Genomic DNA, 16373 nt, shown 5'->3' on the forward strand with positions numbered 1-16373 from the left:
AGTTGTATCCATTGCCCTCCAGTCCTCGGCATCTTGCATTGACCAAAATGCAGACAAAACCTATTGGGTCTAAACCATATGTCTGAAATGAAACGAACCAGTATCCCGGTCGTTCCATGCATTCTGGTGGCTCTTTCGTTGCTATCGAGTCCGGTACTCGCTCAAAAAGTTTCGGCGATTGGTATCGATCGTTCCGGATTGAGTAGGGAGGACGAAGCCACACGGAAAAAGACACTGGAAGATATTCGTACGCTTCATGCCGCTTGGTTTCGTGACGGACCGACTTCCGGATCGGCGCAGGGCGTTGCCAACTTCGTCGACGAGGTTCGACTGGCAAAACAACAAAATCTGAAAGTGCTGATAAACATCCTTCAGATGGACGAAGACTACGATGACGCACTGCCGATGAATGACCACGGCTGGAGGGCGAAGAAATTAAGCCAGATCGACTTGAAGAAGTTTTCTCAGCGATTCCGTCATCTGCTTGGGGCTTTGAAGGAAGCTAATCTTTCGATCGATGCCGTCGAATTCGGCAATGAAGACGATAGCTACTACTACGACGCGGATGTGCCGAACGGACACAGTGCCAGTCAGACTGAGCTTCACACTTGGCTCCACGGATATGGGGAGTTCCTGAAGACCGGTGCAGAGATCCTGCACGAACCCAACGACTATCCGCAGTCGCAGATCATCACGTTTGGTATGGCGCATGGATACACCGCGCCAGGCCATCCATCACACAACCTCTCCAATCCGGCGCAGGTAGTCGCGATGCTGAAGAGTGTCGATGGCTTTAACTATCTCGACAACGCCAGCTATCACGTGACCGCTTACGGGACTCACGTTTATGCATCGCCAGCCAATGCGGGCCAAAGCGCGACCGCCTTATTGCGCCAGGATATTTGGGCATTGGGTCGAAATAAGCCGTTGTGGATTACAGAGTGGGGCTTTACCGACGCTACCAAGTTTCCAAACGCGAAGGGGCAGACGGCCAGTCAGGGAATGAAGGAGATGCTCGATGCGTTCGATGATCTGGGGCAACGGATACCGATCGGACCCATGTTCTTCTACTCGTACAATTCCGGACTTCAGGATGCGGAGGGAAAAGAGAGTGGGTTAGTGGATAAAAAGGGGAGCTTTGTGCCTGCGGCAAGCGTGCTGTCTGCGCGCGCAGCGCAGCCCTTACAACCGCGATAACGGCGTAGCGCTTTTTTGCTGCTGCACTTCCTGCGGGTTCTGCACGGGAGTCGGTGCCTGCGCATGCGCGTGCTGCTTCTGCGTCGCCTGTTCCATCGCCGCACTGCTTTGTGCGATGGACGTTTGAACCGCCTGCGCTGTCTCCACCGGTTGTGCGATGTGTTTAGTGGTCGATCGCAGATCGCCTTGCACGGCAAAGGCCTTGCGGCCATCGTCGCTCATTACGACGTGATCGATCTGTTTCAAGCCACTGCTGCGCGCCGCTACGGCGACGGCGGCGGATAGGTTGTCGCTGCGTTGGTCCGGAATGCGGCCGATCTGTGCGTCGACTTTGTGCACGGCGCCCCGCGCCTGCTGATAGAGCAGGTGATCGGGATGCGCCGGATCGTCAAGGCGCACCGGCGCGGCAATAGGCGAACTGGTGGTGGCATGCGCTGCTTGTGCTTGCCGCGTGGCGTTGAGTTCGTCGCGCACGTTGCCGTTGGCGGCATTCGTGCCATAGAGCATGCCGGGCGTGTTCCACTGCCCATCAGCCGCCCGCGTGTAGGTATGGCCGTCCGAAGCCTGCACGATGCTGTCGGGTGCCTTCAATGCATGGGTCACCGCCTCGGGCATGGCGCCGTACTGGTGCCAGCCGTACTGCGTATAAGCGGCCTGATAGCGTTGGGCCATGCCCTGTGGTGAGGCCGCGACATTCTCGGCAATGGTTTGCCGTGCCGCCTGATTGAGTTGTGTGGCACGTGCGGGGTTGGCGGTCTCCTGGTGCGTGCTGACCATGCCGTGTTCGAGTATTTGGTCGGTGACCTCGCGCGACCATGTATGCGTCTGCGCATCACGTGTCCAGGGGGCATCCCTCATGCTCGGTGTGTCACCCGCAGCAGACGCTTGCGTATAGGGATTTTTCGGCGTGCCAGGGTTCGCCAAGGCCAGTTGCACCGCGGTGCTCGACGCCTGGAAATTCAGCTGATTGGAAAGTGTCGCATCGGCGGTCAGGGTGTGGTGTTCGTCCCGGCGTGTCCAGCCTTGCGAAGGCTGTTGCGGATCAAAGCGCCAGCTGTTCCCTTGGCTATCGGATTGGTTGTAGATGCGGTGGTGATCGATGGCATCGGCGATTTTATTGCCGCCGATCGCGCCCGCGATGCCACCGATGGCACCGGTAGCAAGCAGGCCGGGGCCAGACTCCACGCCAAGTGCTGCACCTGCAGTGGCGCCCAGCTCCGCGCCGGCCAGCATGCCTAGATTGCGGCCGCCAAAATGCAGGATTTCGGATTGACCACCTATGCGGTTACCCGAGTGGAGAAGGTCGGCGGTGCGTTGTCCGGTGGTGGCGGCGTCGTAGGCAATGGCCGCGGCGCCTAATGCACCCAACCCTTTGCTGGCCGCGTCGGCTGACAGGCCGGTGCCGACGCTGCGCTCGGTTTGCACGGCGAGGCTGTTGTCCAGACTCTTCAGGTAGGTGGGTTCGGTATACAGGCCGCGATGCGGCACCAGATATTGTTCGGCGCCACCGGGCTTGGTTACCAGGCCACCCAGCTCGGAGGTCGGGGCGACATGATTGACGAAAACTTCGGTAGGGGCCTTGGGCTGAATTTGATAGACGTCGTAGCGCGTTGCTTCGCTCTGGATCGGCAGGCCGAAACGGTCCGAGAGGTTGTGACCCTGGTGCAGCGCGTCTTCGAACGCGGACTGCTTGGCGAAAAACGGCGAATACGGCGAGACCTTGCTGCCGGTCGGCACGATCTTCACCAGCGGGTCGCTGTTTAGCTCCATGCGGGGAAGTTCGCGGCCGGAGATGATTTGATCCATGGCTCGGTCGGCTATTTTCGATGCCGAACTGCTCGGATCAGCTTGCACAAGCCGCTGCAAATATAAGTTGCCCTCCGGCGTCTTCAAATAACTCTTTGCCGCTTGCTCACTCACCCCATGAGTAACGAAAGTTTCGCTTCGGCTGATTTCGGCGGCATGTTGCTGCTTTAGTTCCTCGGGAGTCAGGCCTTGATCAGTCACGGGCTTTCGCTCCATCGATCATGGCCTGAACGCTCGCAATGATCTCGTTCTCTTCCTCGTCACGCCCCCCTCGCATTTCGGCCGAGAATTCGGAATAGGCCTCGTCTACGTCTGGGTCTCTATAAGGTGTGTAAACGCCATCGCCGAAGTTATAGGCGCCTGGAATATCTCGTCGTCCCACAGGTTCCAGCACTCTCCCTGCCTTTGCCGCTTCGATAAGCGGTAACAAAGCGCGCAACAGGCTCTGCACATCCTCACTATCGGGATATTGCTTGAGCACCCACTCCAAATGCTCGGCACTCGCTTTGAGCTTTACGGGATCAATGGACTGCGTCATAGCTTGGTTTCCTAAGTGAACGGAATCGACGGGTGAATAGCCTCAGTCGTCGTAAGTCGCGCCGTAATTTTCCGCAGGACTTCAAGGGATTGATCGGTTGGCAATGGGCGCATTGGCGCAGATCTATCGGCCAACTCGACGAAGTCAGTCAAGCCCGTGGAGGAATCACTCGGGGCAAAGGCAAAGCTCATGAACCAGCCCTCCGTGCGGTCAAAGCGAAATTTAACTTAGCACCGGCTATATCGATCGCGCAAACTGAAACAAAGATGTCAGAGATATTTTTAAGCAGCCCACGCGCAATGTATGGGCTGCTTCGTACCCTTGGCGCAAGACTGGCTAAGCCGCCGCGTCCCGCATCACGTGCAGCACCCGGTTGGCGATCAGATCGCGGACATCCTCGCCGTACTTGCGCATATGGTCGGTTGCGCTATGCGCGTCGAGCGCCTTTACGCTCGCCCATTTCTCGATAACGATAAATGTGTCGGATCCTGCCGGCTCGCGTGCGTCATCGAGGCCGGCGTCGTTGTCGATAATGGGGCGGTATTCGATGCAACCATCCTCCGTGTGCACGATCCGCATCACGGCGAGAAAGCGCTCAAGCAGTTCGGCACGTCGGCCGGGCTTGGCGGTCAGTATGGCGACAACATGGATCATCTCGGGTCACTCCTTTGTGGGTGCTCCAAGCTAGCAAAATCGTCATTGAAATAGGGTGAGTTTATTGGCAGGCATCATGCCGGCCATGTTTGAGCTTTTGGTTCACGCGTGACGCTCGAGAGGTTGCTAAGGCGGAACCGGGATCACTCATTCCGATGGAGCAAGTGATTCTGATTCCGGGTTTTTACGTTGAGCGCCAGGAGTTGGCTCTGAAGATCGTCACGCGTGCACTGGTTCAGTTGAAGGTGCCGCGATACGCCGGCGCAGCGTCGGCGCGAGTGTTGAGCTCGAACATCACGCCGCCGGGCGCGCGGCAGAAGAAGCGCGAGCCGCGCTCGTGGTCGATGACGCCAGTCTCCATGATCACGCCATCCGCCACCATTTGTGCGTGGAGTGACTCGACCTCGGTGCGCGATGGCAGCTCGAAGCCGACGTGGAAGGTACTCGGCCAATGCGGTGTGTCGGCGTCAATATCTTCGATGACGACGTCGAAGCCGGGACGCTTCAGGATCCAGTGCCCCGCAGCTGGCGCGATGGTGAACCCGAGGTAGGTTTCGAAGAACGCCGCCGTGCTGGCCGGATCGTCGGAGGGAAAGCTGAGATGGTTGAGTTTCATGGGGAAAAGCGCGTTGGACATGGGATTTCCAGAAGTGGGCGGATCGAGCGATTCGCGGGACTTCATGATGTCGGCAGCTCTTGCGTCAGCCAACTCGCATGCGCTGCTTTACGCCTTAGCCTGCGCCGTATCAGTCGCTTCGACCGCACGGCTTTGCAGCCAATAACCGCTTTGCTCACATTTCAGGGTCTAGTTGACGCGCCGAGGTAGCCCAAAAGCGCGCCCAGCACACGTCGTTCAAGTTGCTCTGCATTGGATTCACCACGCACGCCAGCGGCATCCACCAGCATGCGCACCAACGAGGCGAGGTCATCGGTGGCGATCTCAGGGTTTGGTTGCGGCGGCAGATCCGATCGGTCGAGTATGGTGCGCAGCAGGCCGCGGTAGTTGCTTGCGTTCTCGACTTCTTGCTGTGCTTCCGGCCGCGTTTCCTCGACATCGAGCAGCCGTGCCAGCTCCGGACGACCGAGCTGGTGACGGACGGCAGCAGCTACCAGATGCGCCAACGCGGCGTGACCGTCGGGCGCGGCCAGCGCGGCCAGCGCATCTTCGCCGAGGCGCTCCTTTTTGCGTCGCATCAGCGCGATCAACAGCGCGTCCTTCCCCGGAAAATACTGGTAAAGCGAACCGATGCTCACCCCGGCCCGCTCGGCCACCAGGTTGGTATTGAAAGCACCAATCCCTTGCGCCTCGAGGATCTGCGCCGCCGTCTCCAGAATCCAGGCATAGGTTTCGACTGCGCGCGGTTGCACGGGTTTCTTGCGAGGGCGCAACGAAGACGGTGGACGACGCATGGTGTGCTGGATTCTAAGGAAAAACGGCATCAGGCTCATTGCCTGGCAGTTTCCGTTGACCTATCCGAGGTGACCGTCGAGTCTGCTTTCTGAATGTGGTCCTCTTGGCAACCGGACTCCTGCAGTCCTTGCAGACCAGTGCTAAGGTGCCTCGCTTTCCTTGATACAACGACAAAGCGAGCGACATGATGACTAACGATGCACCGTATCCCATCGGTACACCCGGACATCCCTGGGGCGATGCGGAAGTGGCGACCTGGTTGTCCCGGCAAACCGTGCAGCGCAGCTATGCAGCGGACGTGCTGAGCGTGATCGAAACCTTTCGCTCGCGCTTCGACGTGTCGGAGTACGGACGCTTGGAATACACGCCCGACAGTTATGCGCTGTTCGCGATCGAGAGTCGCGACTGGCGCGACGAGCTTCCCATCGTGTTGGTGACGGGCGGTGTGCATGGTTATGAAACCAGTGGCGTGCACGGCGCGCTGCAGTTCATCGATCAGCAGATGTCGCGCTATGCCGGTCGCGTGAATATCATCGTCGCGCCGTGCGTCAGCCCATGGGCCTACGAGCGCATTCACCGCTGGAACGCGAAGGCGCTCGATCCGAACCGCTCGTTTCGCGATGACAGTCCGGCGCAGGAATCGGCAGCATTGATGCACCTGGTCGCGCCGATCCGCGATCGCGTATTGATGCATATCGACCTGCATGAAACCACCGATACCGACGAGTCCGAATTCCGCCCGGCACTGGCCGCGCGCGATGGCATCGCGTACGAGCCGGACGAGATCCCCGACGGCTTTTATCTGGTCGACGATAGCGAGAATCCGCAGCCCGAATTCCAGCAGGCGGTGATCGCAGCGGTGGCGAAAGTCACCCACATCGCGCCGGCCGATGAGCGTGGCGAAATCATCGGCTCACCGATGGTCGCGCCCGGCGTTATCGAGTATTCACTCAAAAAGCTCGGCCTGTGCGCCCGCATCACCGACGCTCCCTACGTCACCACCACCGAGGTCTATCCTGATAGCCCGCGCGCCACGCCCGAGCAATGCAACGCTGCGCAGGTCGCGGCGGTGGGTGCGGCAATTGATTTTGCGTTGGCGCAGGTTGGAAAAGTTTGAGTTGTGCTGATTAAGTAGATATCGGGTGGGTGCGGTTAGAGGTATCAGCTGGCTTTTGATTTTTAGATTTTCATCATTTTTCCAGGGGAAGGTTCGATGAAAGTTGTATCCGTATGTGTTGTGATGTTGGCGATCCTGGCTTTGCAGGCATGTACCACTCGACCGGATGAGCGCGGAACAAAGGGCGAAGCGGCGGCTCCGGTGGCAGGCTCTTCGAGCTCTATCGACTATGCAGCGGAGATCAAGCGGCTTGCGCCACTTGCTGCTCGCGGCGATGCTGAGGCCGAGTCTCGGCTTGGCCGCGTGTATTACCACGGACAGGGTACTCCTAGAGATCTGGCGAAAGCTGCAGCCCTTTACCAGGCATCGGCAGCACAAGGGAATGCAGACGGTGAAAACGGCCTCGCCCTCTGCTACGAAAACGGCGAAGGTGTTCCCCAAAATTTGGATCACGCTCTTGATCTATATCGAAAGTCTGCAGCACAAGGGAATGCCAAGGCGGAATACAACCTGGGACGTAAATACGAGCAAGGCTCCGGTGTGCCGCTTGATAACGTCGAGGCTGCCAAGTGGTACGAGCAATCCGCCGGGCAAGGATATGCATTGGCGGAGTACAGACTGGGGCATATGTACGATGCCGGTTATGGCGTCGAACATGACGACAAACTCGCGCTGAAGTGGTCTCGCGCGGCCGCGGAGCAGGGAAATATGTACGCCCAAAATAATTTGGGCATCATGTACGACAACGGCCAGGGCGTTCCACAGGATACGAAACAGGCCATGGCGTGGTATCGAAAATCCGCGGTGCAAGGGAATGACGCGGCGATGAATAATCTGGCGATTATTTACCACGACGGCGACTTAGGCCAGGCGGTCGACTATAAACAGGCAATTTTCTGGTACACCCAATCCGTCGCTTTGGACAACGCGAAAGCAGAGACCAATCTCGGTGCCATATACGAGGAAGGTCTTGGTACAAGCAAAGATATTCCTCGGGCCATTGCACTTTACCGATCGGCCGCCGCACAGGACTTTGGCGATGCTGAAGCGAGTCTTGGCCGTCTTTACCGGGACGGAATCGGTGTCGACCAAGACTATGCGCAGGCCGTTGCCTGGTACCAGGCTGGCATCAAGCAGAAATCGGGGGATGCGAGCGACGGCTTGGGCGGCATGTATGCGTCAGGCCAAGGCTTGCCGCATGATGACGTCGCCGCAGAGAAGCTTTTCCGGATGGCTGCTGTGCAAGGTAGTGCAAATGGCTTGCTCAATCTTGCTGTCTCTTATTTCGACGGCTTCAGTCAGCCAAGTGATCCTGCAGCAGGGTATGCGCTTGCCTATATGGCGGCTCGATTGCAGGACGCGCCGTCAAATGCTGCGGGCATCCGTGACAATATGCGGCGGCAACTCAATCCCGCGCAGTTGAAAACGGCGGCTGACCTCATCAGTGCGATGGTGCGTCAGGGCCCTATCGCCGTGCTCAACGCACGAGCGTCGGTTAACTGACCAAAAAATGAAAAGTGTCAAATCCACATGTTTGCAAAGTCTACTCGGGTGCTTTTGAGCCAACGCAGGAAGGTCCTGACCTAACCCGGATTGTGATGCAGCTGTGTAGCACCCCTGCAAGAAAGCCCCGCCGCCACGATGTCATGCACCTGCATCGCGAGCGCCTTGCGATCGGTGCCGGGTGGAATCGCGATCGGTGGGTGGAAAGTTACACGCACCAAAGCACCGGACATGCGAAAGAATCGGCTGACGTGTGGGCCGGCTTCCATACCACCATGGAAGGCATAGCCGTCGCGATCGCCGCCGGCCGACAGTATGCGACCGTCGACGGAAATGATGTCCAGGGTAAACGGCTGCAGATGCCACGCTTGCGCGGAGGCCTGCGGGCCGAGGAATGGCGCGAGCAGGCTCGACTTGAATGGCGCGACTTGTTCGCCCGATGACGTGGTGCCTTCGGCGAACAGCACCACGTCGTGATCGGGTCGCATCTGCGCGGCGATGCCCGCGGCCACGCTGGCCGTGTCCTGTCGGCGTCGGCTGATGAATAGCGTTTGCCCCAGGCCACCGATAAAGCGCACGCCGGGCCAGCTTTCCATTTCGTCCTTGGCGATAAAGCGTGCACGCAGAATGCTTCCCAGCAACACGATGTCGTAATGCGAAATGTGATTGCCGACGAAGAGCGTGCCGCCGCTGTCGCGCGGTGTGCCGACGGTCTCAAACCGAAGTCCCATCGCCCGACGCAGGCAGGCAAACCAGAATCGCGGCAGCACGAAGGATGCCCGCCCGCGGGTAAAGCGCATAAACAGCCACTGCGGTGGCATCAGCACCACGCTTGCCAGCAGGATCGCTGCAACCTTGATGCTGGCGCGCAGTGAGGCGAAGGCGGAGTCAGGGACCTTGTGTGATGGATCGATGCTCATGCGGGAGATACGTGTCGTCGAGTGGTGGTGGATGCAGGCAAACGGCTGTCTGCGTGATCACGCATTGTCCACTGAAGCGGCCGCTCAAAACGAAAAGGGCCGTATTCACTTCATTTGGCGAAGTGAATACGGCCCGCTCGTTGCTTTATTCGTTTATCGATATAGCGCGGCGATGATTACTGGGGCGGTCCCGCGAGGTATTCCTCGTCGGTGACTTTCTGCAGCCAGTCGACGGCCTTGCCGTCCAGTGCTTCCTGCACGGCGATATGCGTCATCGAGGTGGTGGGCGTGGCGCCGTGCCAGTGCTTGTGACCGGGCGGGCAGATGATGATGTCGCCGGCGTTGATCTCGACGATCGGCTCACCCTCGCACTGTGTCCAGCCCTTGCCCGAGGTGACGATCAATACCTGTCCGAGCGGATGCGTGTGCCATGCACTACGCGCACCGGGCTCGAAGGTGACGATGCCGCCGGAAATCTTCGCGTCGCCCGAGCCCTTGAACGGCATGTCGATGCGCACGGTGCCGGTGAAGAATTCCTCCGGCCCTTTGGCTGAGGGCTGTGAGCCGTTGCGGAGAAGTTGCATGGTCGGGGTTCCTTTGGAAAGGTGAGAAGGCGTTGGCGATGTGGCGAGCGCACGATTACTTGAGATAAGTGCGGCGATCAGCGCGCTGGCAAGGCGCGCGTTCACCGCTCGTGATCTTGCGTCGCCTCGTTGATGAGTCGTAGTGCATTCAACGAGCGCGGATAACCGATGAACGGCAGCAGTTGAGTGACGGTGCCGATGAGCACCTGACGGTCGTTGCCAACGGCGAGGTTGCCGGCGATGTGTCCGGCAAGCTGCGGCTCGCAGCCGCCCAGCGCGGCGAGCATGGCGAAGGTCAGCAGTTCGCGCGTTTTCAGATCCAGCCCGTTGCGCGTGTAGTAGTCGCCGAAGCAGTTGGCCGAAAGGAAGGTCTGGATGTGGATCTGATCCTTCGGTGACTTTTCATACATTGCATCGATCTGTGCGCCGAAGATCTGCTTCTGGGCGGCCAGGCCTTTATCGAAGCGCGTTTCCTCCGTGGTGGTGGATTGGCCTTCCAGCGGCAAGGCGATGCCACGGCTCAGCAATACCTCGTTGGTGGCGCCGAGAAAATCGAACAGGCGAGCCATGCCGAGATAGGGCAGCGCCTGGTAGACGATTTCCTTCACCTCGATCGGAGTGACACCGACGTTGAGTGCGGCGCCGAGCATGGTGCGGTACTCGTTGACTGCCTGGCAGGCAATGATGGCGGCGAGCTGAAGCATCAGTCGCGTGCGAATCTCGGGACCGTGTTCGGCCAGCACATCGTCGAAGGCCCAGTTATCGAAGATCTCGATCAGCTCGGGATCGGTGACCGCCAGCTTCGATACGTCGTTGGGGAAAAGTTCGTCGTGGTTGCGTTTTGCAATGTCGGTGATGTTCATCGATCCGGGCTCCGTGGATTGTCGTGCACTGATGGCGTTCACTTGCTGGTCAGTGCGGCGAGATGCGCGGGGTAACGATCGCCTTGCACCGTGACGTGGCTCAGTGCTTCTTCGATCTGACGCAGGTCGTCGCCGTCCAGTGTGATGTCCGCGGCGCCGACGTTTTCCTTCAGTCGATGCAGCTTGGTGGTTCCCGGTATCGGTACGATCCATGGCTTGCGATCCAGCAGCCACGCAAGAGCGATCTGAGCTGGTGTGGCCTGCTTGCTCGACGCGATGTGACCAAGCAGATCGACCAGTGACTGGTTCGCCTTGCGCGCTTCCGCCGTGAACCTGGGCACGATGCTGCGGAAGTCGTCCTTGCCAAATGTCGTTGCGGCATCGATGGTGCCGGTCAGAAAACCCTTGCCGAGCGGGCTGAAGGACACAAAGCCGATGCCCAATTCCTCACAGGTTGGCAGCACGTCATCTTCGGGTTCACGCCACCACAGCGAGTACTCACTTTGCAGCGCGGCGACCGGCTGCACGGCGTGCGCGCGACGGATCGATGCCACACCGGCTTCGGACAAGCCAAAGTGCTTGACCTTGCCTTCGGCGATCAGCTCCTTCACGGTGCCGGCGACATCTTCCATCGGCACGTTCGGATCGACGCGGTGCTGGTAAAGCAGATCGATGCGGTCGGTTTTCAGCCGCTTCAGCGACGCCTCGGCAACGGCGCGGATGCGCTCCGGTCGGCTGTCGACACCGGTGGCTGCGTTGCCGTCCTTGAAACCGAACTTGGTCGCGATCACCACCTGATCGCGGATCGGCGCCAGCGCCTCGCCGACCAGTTCCTCGTTGGTGAACGGTCCATAGGCCTCCGCGGTGTCGAAGAAGGTCACGCCATTTTCGAAAGCGTCGCGGAGGAGCGCTATCGCGTCGCGTTTGCCGAGCCCGGGACCATAGGCAAAGTTGAGCCCCATGCAGCCGAAGCCGATGGCCGAGACTTTAAGTCCGCTATGGCCGAGAGTGCGCTGTTGCATGGTGTTCTCCTGCCGAGATGATTGGTGGGCTTAGTTTGCCGGTCTCGCTTTCATATGATTAGACGGATAAAAGCGAATGCACTTATGATCTAATTTCATTAATCGGTAACTGGCTTATGGCTCGCGAGAACTACAACGACCTCATCGCGTTTCTCGCCGTCGCCCGCGAGCGCAGCTTCACGCGCGCAGCGGCGCAGCTCGGGGTGTCGCAATCGGCGCTCAGCCACACCATGCGCGCGCTCGAGGCCCGGATCGGTTTGCGTTTGTTGACGCGTACGACGCGCAGCGTTTCGCCCACCGAAGCGGGGGAGCGTTTATTCCGTTCGCTGGAACCGAACTTCGACAATATCGATGTCGCCATTGCCGCCTTGGGCGATCTGCGCGACAAGCCCGCCGGCACCTTGCGCATCACGACCAGCGAGCATGCGGCGGCCACGATCCTGTGGCCGGTAGTCGCCGAACTGCTGGTGGACTACCCGGATATCAAAGTCGAAGTCATCACCGATTCGAGCCTTGTCGATATCGCAGCCGAGCGCTTCGATGCTGGCATCCGACTCGGCGAGCAGGTGGCGCAAGACATGGTGGCCGTGCCGGTCGGCCCACCGATGCGCATGGCTGTTGTCGGCACGCCGGCGTATCTTTCATCACGGCCAGCAGTCAAGACGCCGCGCGACCTGACCGGACACGACTGCATCAACTTGCGCCTGATGACCCATGGTGGTCTGTACGCCTGGGAATTCGAGAAGGGTCGCCGCGTTTTGAATGTGCGTGTCGAAGGGCGGCTCACTTTCAATAGCGCCCGTCAGGCGCTCGAAGCCGTGCGGGCCGGCTTCGGCCTCGCGTGCGTTCCGGAGGATATGGTCTCCAGGCATATCGACGACGGCAGCTTGCAGCGCGTATTGGGTGACTGGTGCCCGCCCTTCCCAGGCTTCCACCTCTACTACCCCAGCCGTCGCCAACCATCACCGGCGTTTTCGCTGCTGGTGGACGCACTGCGAAAGCGGGCATGACGCTGGAATGGGCGCATCGCGCGCGCTGTTGAATCAATCATTGCGCAAGGTGTTGATTGGGTTGGAGGATTCGATGCGGTATCAGCAGCGCAGGCACTGTTTTGCAAACAGGCGCTATTGCGTCAGTAAAGGCCTATGCTGAGGTGGCGATCACGCCAAGAGGGTTCAGCCATGGTCAATGTCTCCGGCAAGACCAGCAATGGATGCACCTATGAAGGGGATTACCGGCCCGCGAGTGCCGGTCGTGTGAATTGGTCAGCGACCTTTCGCCATAACGGCGATTACGCCGGCATGCGGCATGGCTGCGTCCATGACATGCTCGGCGTTGACCCAGTAGGCGTCGATGATGCGGTCAAGGTCGATATCGAGTCGACTTGGACGCAAGCCACTTGAGGCGGGATTGAGGGCGGTCGCCCGACATAGAGCTGGCTGTATTTTCTTGCGATTGCGCCGAATACCGGCCGCGCTGCGCCCGCAGCGGGAATCGCCGGCCGGAGACCATGCAGGGTTCGGTTTGGCTTCATTCGTGTAGCGATTTTCGGTTTGATCAGGCGTGCTTCGCTTTGGACGTTTTGGCGCAGGTGTTTGCGTCAATATTCATCTCGCATTATCGGGAGCGATACGATGCTCTTTCACTCCAATCAGCGCGGAGGTCGTTATGGGAATCCTAGATGCCGTTGGTGAAATTGCAGGTGCAGTAGCAGCTGTCGAGGGCGCAGAAAAGCTCGACCCGAATGCAGGCCTTCTGACGAAAGGCATTGCGGCTGTTGCTGGTTTTAAGGGAGCTGGTGCGCTCGAGTCGCTCGTCGGAAAGAAGGAAGACGAGGCTGATTCCAGCGAGGCCGATCCGCAACCCCAAGCCTGATCTTCCTGATCGATCAATCGGGGCCAGCCACCTTTCAGGGGCTGGCCCTTTTGTTTTCCATCAACTGGCTCAGTGCCCGCGATGGTTAAGCTGGGTCGTCAGTCGATTGTGGCCGCTGCACTGAAGCGGCTCAGCAGAAAGTCGATCATGCTGCGCAGCTTGGCGGTCGGTCGGCGATCCGGTGCGTACAGCAAGTGCATCGGTATCGCCGGTGGTGCCCAGTCGGGCAGCACCTGCACCAGGTGGCCACTGGACAGATCGTCTGCAAGCAGTACCTCTGGCTGCAAGACGATACCGGCATCGTGCAGCGCAGCGATGCGCAGGGCGTCGCCGTTGTCAGTGGTAAGCCGGCCACGCACGGCAATATCCCGTTCTCCATCCGGGCCGAGCAGATGCCAGTGATCGCGGTGACGCCAGTTGGACAAGCCCAGACAGGTGTGTGCGGATAGTTCGTCGGGTCGTGTCGGCGTGCCGTGCCGTGCCAGATAGGTTGGCGATGCCGCCATCAGCATGCGATAGGGCCGCAGTGGACGAGCCACCAGTGCGTGGTCGCCGATCGCACCGATGCGTATCGCCAGTTCATAACCTTCCTCGACCATGTCGAAGACCCGGTTGTTCAGCGACAGGTCCACGCTGACGAGCGGATGCTGGGTGAGATAATCGGAAAGCGCCGGCACCAGCCGGCGACTGCCGAAACTGAGTGGCGAGGCGATGCGTAGCAGACCCCGCGGTGTGGCCTGCAATTCGTTGGCACTGGCGTCGGCGAGTTCCACGTCGGCGAACACCTGCTTGCAGCGTTCGTAATAGAGCCGGCCCACTTCGGTCAGTTGCTGGCGCCGGGTGGTTCGATGCAACAGCCTGGCCCCCAGCCGCTCTTCGATGGTACGTACATGCTTGCCGGCCATCGTCGGCGAGACGCCAGCGATTTCAGCGGCAGCGCTGAAACTGCCGCTTTCGACGACGCGAATAAACATCGCCATGCTGGATAGCTTGTCCATATCTAAAACCTATAGGTTTGGAATGCATCAATGAATTGCATGTTTATCAAATGCAGGCGCGCAATGAAACTACTGCTTACCGAGCGATCTCGTCCCTGAGATGCCGTGAACCTGGAGATATCCCATGCCAACCCTGCACCTTGAAATGCACCCCGGCCGCACGCTCGATCAAAAGCGTGCCTTTGTCCGTGAAGTGACCAAAACGACCTGCGAGACGCTGGGCTGCCCGGTCGAAAGCGTGGAAATCCTGATCAGCGAAGTTTCCCGTGAGCTATGGGCCAGCGGCGGCCAGTTGAAATCGGATCAGTAAGTCGTTCGCGATGGCTCCCATAACGGCGGCACGCTGCGCAACGGCGCGCCGCAAATAACTGGGTCAGCGCAGAGATAGTTGATCCTTGCACTCGACGGCTTTGAAGAGCGGATATCGGGTTGCGCTTATTCGCGGCGCCTTTGTTTCGTCCAGCAGTTCGACACTTGCCATTCCGCGTACGGCAGCAGATACCTCAGCGAACTCACTCGCTGGGGTATCGAAACCACGATCCTCGTGCGATCACCTTCACCAAGGCATCCGCCATTACGCGTATTCCGGCTCGCAGGCCGATGTAGCACGTGCAGCCGAATACGACACGGCTCTTATGCCGATCCCTCGAGCAGAGTCTGAAAGGGCTGGCCATGCTCGAGCCCGCCGAGGCGGATGTGGGCGAGGTAGCCTGCGCCATCAGCAACGTGATCGATGCGCCATTAGCTATGCGGCCCGTTCGCGGCACATCGACTCGTCCAGCGATAGGGTGGAAATCGTCAACACATGGCCGATTTCATCGGTGCAGAAATGTCCCGCCGCATCGGTTTGAAGTTCGAGCAATGGCCAATCCTTGTCGGTGCAAAACTTGCCAGCTATGGATCACTTGTCGGGCGCCAGCTATTGTTGCGCGGGGTACGGTTTGTACTCGTGGTAGATGGAACGTGGTTTCGGTCAGTTAGTGACTTACGGACAAGCGAGGCGCGTCTCACGCGCCGAGAACTATCAGCAAGTATCAGGGGATGGAAATGAAGAAGCTATTTTCAGTGTTGATCGCACTGCTGTTGGTGTGCGTGGGGATGTCTGCAGTGGCTCAGGGCAGCCCGATTTCCAAGTTGCCGTGGCAGAAGGGCCCCATCACCGTGAAGCTTGGTAGTAATGCCTCGCTGCAGGTGCCCGAGGGCTACATGTTTCTGGATGCCAGTGGGGCCCGGGCGTTCAACGAGATTACGCAGAACCCCAATGGCGACAAGGATGAGTACATCTTCGCGAACCGCACCGAAGGGTGGGTGGCCTATTTTTCGTACGAGGACACCGGGTACATCAAGGACGATGAAAAGATCGATGCCGACGCTATCCTGGCGAACATCCGTGCGGGCACTGAAGCGGCCAACAAGGAGCGACGCTCGCGCGGCTGGGGTGAGATGAACATCCTTGGCTGGAGTGCCAAGCCTGAATACGACACACAGCTGAAATCGCTTACGTGGTCGATTCTGGGCGAGAACGAAAGCACACACGATAAGGTGGCGAACTACAACGCTCGGTTGCTGGGGCGTCATGGCGTGATGGACGTAGTCTTGGCCACCTCGCCGGACAAGCTCGACATGGCCATCGAAGACTTCAAGCGAAGGGTGTCGGGTTTTCAGTTTGCGCCCGGTGAAACCTATGCCGAGTATCAGCCTGGCGATCACGTTGCGGCGTATGGCCTGGCAGCACTGATTACCGGTGGCGCTGTTGCGGTTGCCGCGAAGAAAGGCTTGTTCACCGTCATCGGTGGTTTCCTGGTGGCCGCATGGAAATTTGTGCTGGCTGGTTTGGTCGCGGCGAGCGCCTGGTTCAAATCCCTTTTCAAGAAAAAGAACTAGC

General features: G+C 59.2%; 18 protein-coding genes. 8 read left to right on the top strand and 10 right to left on the bottom strand.

The features are described 5' to 3' along the window. Positions 1-87: 87 nt before the first annotated feature. Positions 88-1197: a hypothetical protein gene (locus HDE79_RS09380; protein ID WP_184601714.1), complete on the top strand. Its 1110-nt coding sequence runs from the start codon at positions 88-90 to the stop codon at positions 1195-1197. On the opposite strand, the gene HDE79_RS09385 is transcribed toward HDE79_RS09380, so the two are convergent. The 5 genes from HDE79_RS09385 to HDE79_RS09405 form a co-directional block, all read right to left on the bottom strand. After that, positions 1183-3003 (bottom strand): XVIPCD domain-containing protein, encoded by a 1821-nt coding sequence (locus tag HDE79_RS09385; RefSeq protein WP_184601715.1) that lies wholly within the window; start codon positions 3001-3003, stop codon positions 1183-1185. The two genes, HDE79_RS09380 and HDE79_RS09385, sit on opposite strands and share 15 nt — an antisense overlap. 193 nt (positions 3004-3196) lie before the next feature. Further along, positions 3197-3541: a hypothetical protein gene (locus HDE79_RS09390; protein ID WP_184601716.1), complete on the bottom strand. Its 345-nt coding sequence runs from the start codon at positions 3539-3541 to the stop codon at positions 3197-3199. A 336-nt stretch (positions 3542-3877) separates the two neighbouring features. Then, a complete protein-coding gene (locus tag HDE79_RS09395; RefSeq protein ID WP_184601717.1) occupies positions 3878-4195 on the bottom strand; it encodes a putative quinol monooxygenase in 318 nt (105 codons plus the stop codon). A gap of 235 nt (positions 4196-4430) precedes the next feature. Beyond that, complete coding sequence (locus HDE79_RS09400; protein ID WP_221437368.1) at positions 4431-4832, bottom strand: VOC family protein; 402 nt, start codon at positions 4830-4832, stop codon at positions 4431-4433. A 161-nt stretch (positions 4833-4993) separates the two neighbouring features. After that, positions 4994-5563 carry a TetR/AcrR family transcriptional regulator gene (locus HDE79_RS09405; RefSeq protein ID WP_221440108.1) on the bottom strand — a complete coding sequence of 190 codons (570 nt, stop codon included), beginning with the start codon at positions 5561-5563 and terminating at the stop codon, positions 4994-4996. 230 nt (positions 5564-5793) lie between these two features. Between HDE79_RS09405 and HDE79_RS09410 the strand changes: the two genes are divergently transcribed. Together HDE79_RS09410 and HDE79_RS09415 are read left to right on the top strand one after the other, a co-directional pair. Continuing rightward, positions 5794-6723 (top strand): M14 family metallocarboxypeptidase, encoded by a 930-nt coding sequence (locus tag HDE79_RS09410; protein WP_184601719.1) that lies wholly within the window; start codon positions 5794-5796, stop codon positions 6721-6723. A 96-nt stretch (positions 6724-6819) separates the two neighbouring features. Further along, the gene (locus HDE79_RS09415) at positions 6820-8226 is read left to right on the top strand and encodes an SEL1-like repeat protein (RefSeq protein ID WP_184601720.1); all 1407 of its coding nucleotides are present in this window, start codon (positions 6820-6822) and stop codon (positions 8224-8226) included. A gap of 80 nt (positions 8227-8306) precedes the next feature. On the opposite strand, the gene HDE79_RS09420 is transcribed toward HDE79_RS09415, so the two are convergent. The 4 genes from HDE79_RS09420 to HDE79_RS09435 all read right to left on the bottom strand — a co-directional run bounded on the left by HDE79_RS09420 (position 8307) and on the right by HDE79_RS09435 (position 11615). Continuing rightward, positions 8307-9146, bottom strand: a complete 840-nt coding sequence (locus tag HDE79_RS09420) for a lysophospholipid acyltransferase family protein (RefSeq protein ID WP_184601721.1) — start codon at positions 9144-9146, stop codon at positions 8307-8309. A gap of 176 nt (positions 9147-9322) precedes the next feature. Then, the gene (locus tag HDE79_RS09425) at positions 9323-9730 is read right to left on the bottom strand and encodes a cupin domain-containing protein (RefSeq protein ID WP_184601722.1); all 408 of its coding nucleotides are present in this window, start codon (positions 9728-9730) and stop codon (positions 9323-9325) included. Between the two features lie 101 nt (positions 9731-9831). Then, positions 9832-10593, bottom strand: a complete 762-nt coding sequence (locus tag HDE79_RS09430) for a carboxymuconolactone decarboxylase family protein (RefSeq protein WP_184601723.1) — start codon at positions 10591-10593, stop codon at positions 9832-9834. 38 nt (positions 10594-10631) lie between these two features. Beyond that, positions 10632-11615 (bottom strand): aldo/keto reductase, encoded by a 984-nt coding sequence (locus HDE79_RS09435; protein WP_184601724.1) that lies wholly within the window; start codon positions 11613-11615, stop codon positions 10632-10634. A gap of 116 nt (positions 11616-11731) precedes the next feature. Here HDE79_RS09435 and HDE79_RS09440 point away from each other — a divergent pair, with 116 nt between their 5' ends. The 3 genes from HDE79_RS09440 to HDE79_RS09450 all read left to right on the top strand — a co-directional run bounded on the left by HDE79_RS09440 (position 11732) and on the right by HDE79_RS09450 (position 13490). Beyond that, positions 11732-12625 (top strand): LysR family transcriptional regulator, encoded by an 894-nt coding sequence (locus HDE79_RS09440; protein ID WP_184601725.1) that lies wholly within the window; start codon positions 11732-11734, stop codon positions 12623-12625. Positions 12626-12796: 171 nt separating this feature from the next. Further along, on the top strand, positions 12797-13018 hold the full coding sequence (locus HDE79_RS09445) for a TonB-dependent receptor (RefSeq protein WP_184601726.1): 222 nt from the start codon (positions 12797-12799) through the stop codon (positions 13016-13018). A gap of 265 nt (positions 13019-13283) precedes the next feature. Beyond that, positions 13284-13490 carry a hypothetical protein gene (locus HDE79_RS09450; RefSeq protein ID WP_184601727.1) on the top strand — a complete coding sequence of 69 codons (207 nt, stop codon included), beginning with the start codon at positions 13284-13286 and terminating at the stop codon, positions 13488-13490. Positions 13491-13588: 98 nt separating this feature from the next. Here HDE79_RS09450 and HDE79_RS09455 read toward each other — a convergent pair whose 3' ends face one another. Continuing rightward, positions 13589-14488: a LysR family transcriptional regulator gene (locus HDE79_RS09455; RefSeq protein WP_184601728.1), complete on the bottom strand. Its 900-nt coding sequence runs from the start codon at positions 14486-14488 to the stop codon at positions 13589-13591. A 124-nt stretch (positions 14489-14612) separates the two neighbouring features. Between HDE79_RS09455 and HDE79_RS09460 the strand changes: the two genes are divergently transcribed. Together HDE79_RS09460 and HDE79_RS09465 are read left to right on the top strand one after the other, a co-directional pair. Further along, positions 14613-14798 (top strand): 4-oxalocrotonate tautomerase, encoded by a 186-nt coding sequence (locus HDE79_RS09460; RefSeq protein WP_184601729.1) that lies wholly within the window; start codon positions 14613-14615, stop codon positions 14796-14798. A 737-nt stretch (positions 14799-15535) separates the two neighbouring features. Next, positions 15536-16372, top strand: coding sequence for a DUF2167 domain-containing protein (locus HDE79_RS09465; protein WP_184601730.1), 837 nt, complete (start codon positions 15536-15538; stop codon positions 16370-16372). Position 16373: the final 1 nt, after the last annotated feature.

Origin of the sequence: Rhodanobacter sp. MP1X3 (genome assembly GCF_014207165.1) — a bacterium.
GTDB lineage: Bacteria > Pseudomonadota > Gammaproteobacteria > Xanthomonadales > Rhodanobacteraceae > Rhodanobacter.

Bases quoted from the DNA above. Each gene is read 5' to 3' on its own strand.
- HDE79_RS09460 (WP_184601729.1), top strand. From the start codon at position 14,613: ATGCCAACCCTGCACCTTGAAATGCACCCCGGCCGCACGCTCGATCAA.
- HDE79_RS09380 (WP_184601714.1), top strand. From the start codon at position 88: ATGAAACGAACCAGTATCCCGGTCGTTCCATGCATTCTGGTGGCTCTT.
- HDE79_RS09385 (WP_184601715.1), bottom strand. From the start codon at position 3,003: ATGGATCAAATCATCTCCGGCCGCGAACTTCCCCGCATGGAGCTAAAC.
- HDE79_RS09465 (WP_184601730.1), top strand. From the start codon at position 15,536: ATGAAGAAGCTATTTTCAGTGTTGATCGCACTGCTGTTGGTGTGCGTG.
- HDE79_RS09410 (WP_184601719.1), top strand. From the start codon at position 5,794: ATGACTAACGATGCACCGTATCCCATCGGTACACCCGGACATCCCTGG.
- HDE79_RS09400 (WP_221437368.1), bottom strand. From the start codon at position 4,832: ATGTCCAACGCGCTTTTCCCCATGAAACTCAACCATCTCAGCTTTCCC.
- HDE79_RS09435 (WP_184601724.1), bottom strand. From the start codon at position 11,615: ATGCAACAGCGCACTCTCGGCCATAGCGGACTTAAAGTCTCGGCCATC.
- HDE79_RS09390 (WP_184601716.1), bottom strand. From the start codon at position 3,541: ATGACGCAGTCCATTGATCCCGTAAAGCTCAAAGCGAGTGCCGAGCAT.
- HDE79_RS09395 (WP_184601717.1), bottom strand. From the start codon at position 4,195: ATGATCCATGTTGTCGCCATACTGACCGCCAAGCCCGGCCGACGTGCC.
- HDE79_RS09450 (WP_184601727.1), top strand. From the start codon at position 13,284: ATGGGAATCCTAGATGCCGTTGGTGAAATTGCAGGTGCAGTAGCAGCT.
- HDE79_RS09425 (WP_184601722.1), bottom strand. From the start codon at position 9,730: ATGCAACTTCTCCGCAACGGCTCACAGCCCTCAGCCAAAGGGCCGGAG.
- HDE79_RS09440 (WP_184601725.1), top strand. From the start codon at position 11,732: ATGGCTCGCGAGAACTACAACGACCTCATCGCGTTTCTCGCCGTCGCC.
- HDE79_RS09420 (WP_184601721.1), bottom strand. From the start codon at position 9,146: ATGAGCATCGATCCATCACACAAGGTCCCTGACTCCGCCTTCGCCTCA.
- HDE79_RS09430 (WP_184601723.1), bottom strand. From the start codon at position 10,593: ATGAACATCACCGACATTGCAAAACGCAACCACGACGAACTTTTCCCC.
- HDE79_RS09455 (WP_184601728.1), bottom strand. From the start codon at position 14,488: ATGGACAAGCTATCCAGCATGGCGATGTTTATTCGCGTCGTCGAAAGC.
- HDE79_RS09445 (WP_184601726.1), top strand. From the start codon at position 12,797: ATGGTCAATGTCTCCGGCAAGACCAGCAATGGATGCACCTATGAAGGG.
- HDE79_RS09415 (WP_184601720.1), top strand. From the start codon at position 6,820: ATGAAAGTTGTATCCGTATGTGTTGTGATGTTGGCGATCCTGGCTTTG.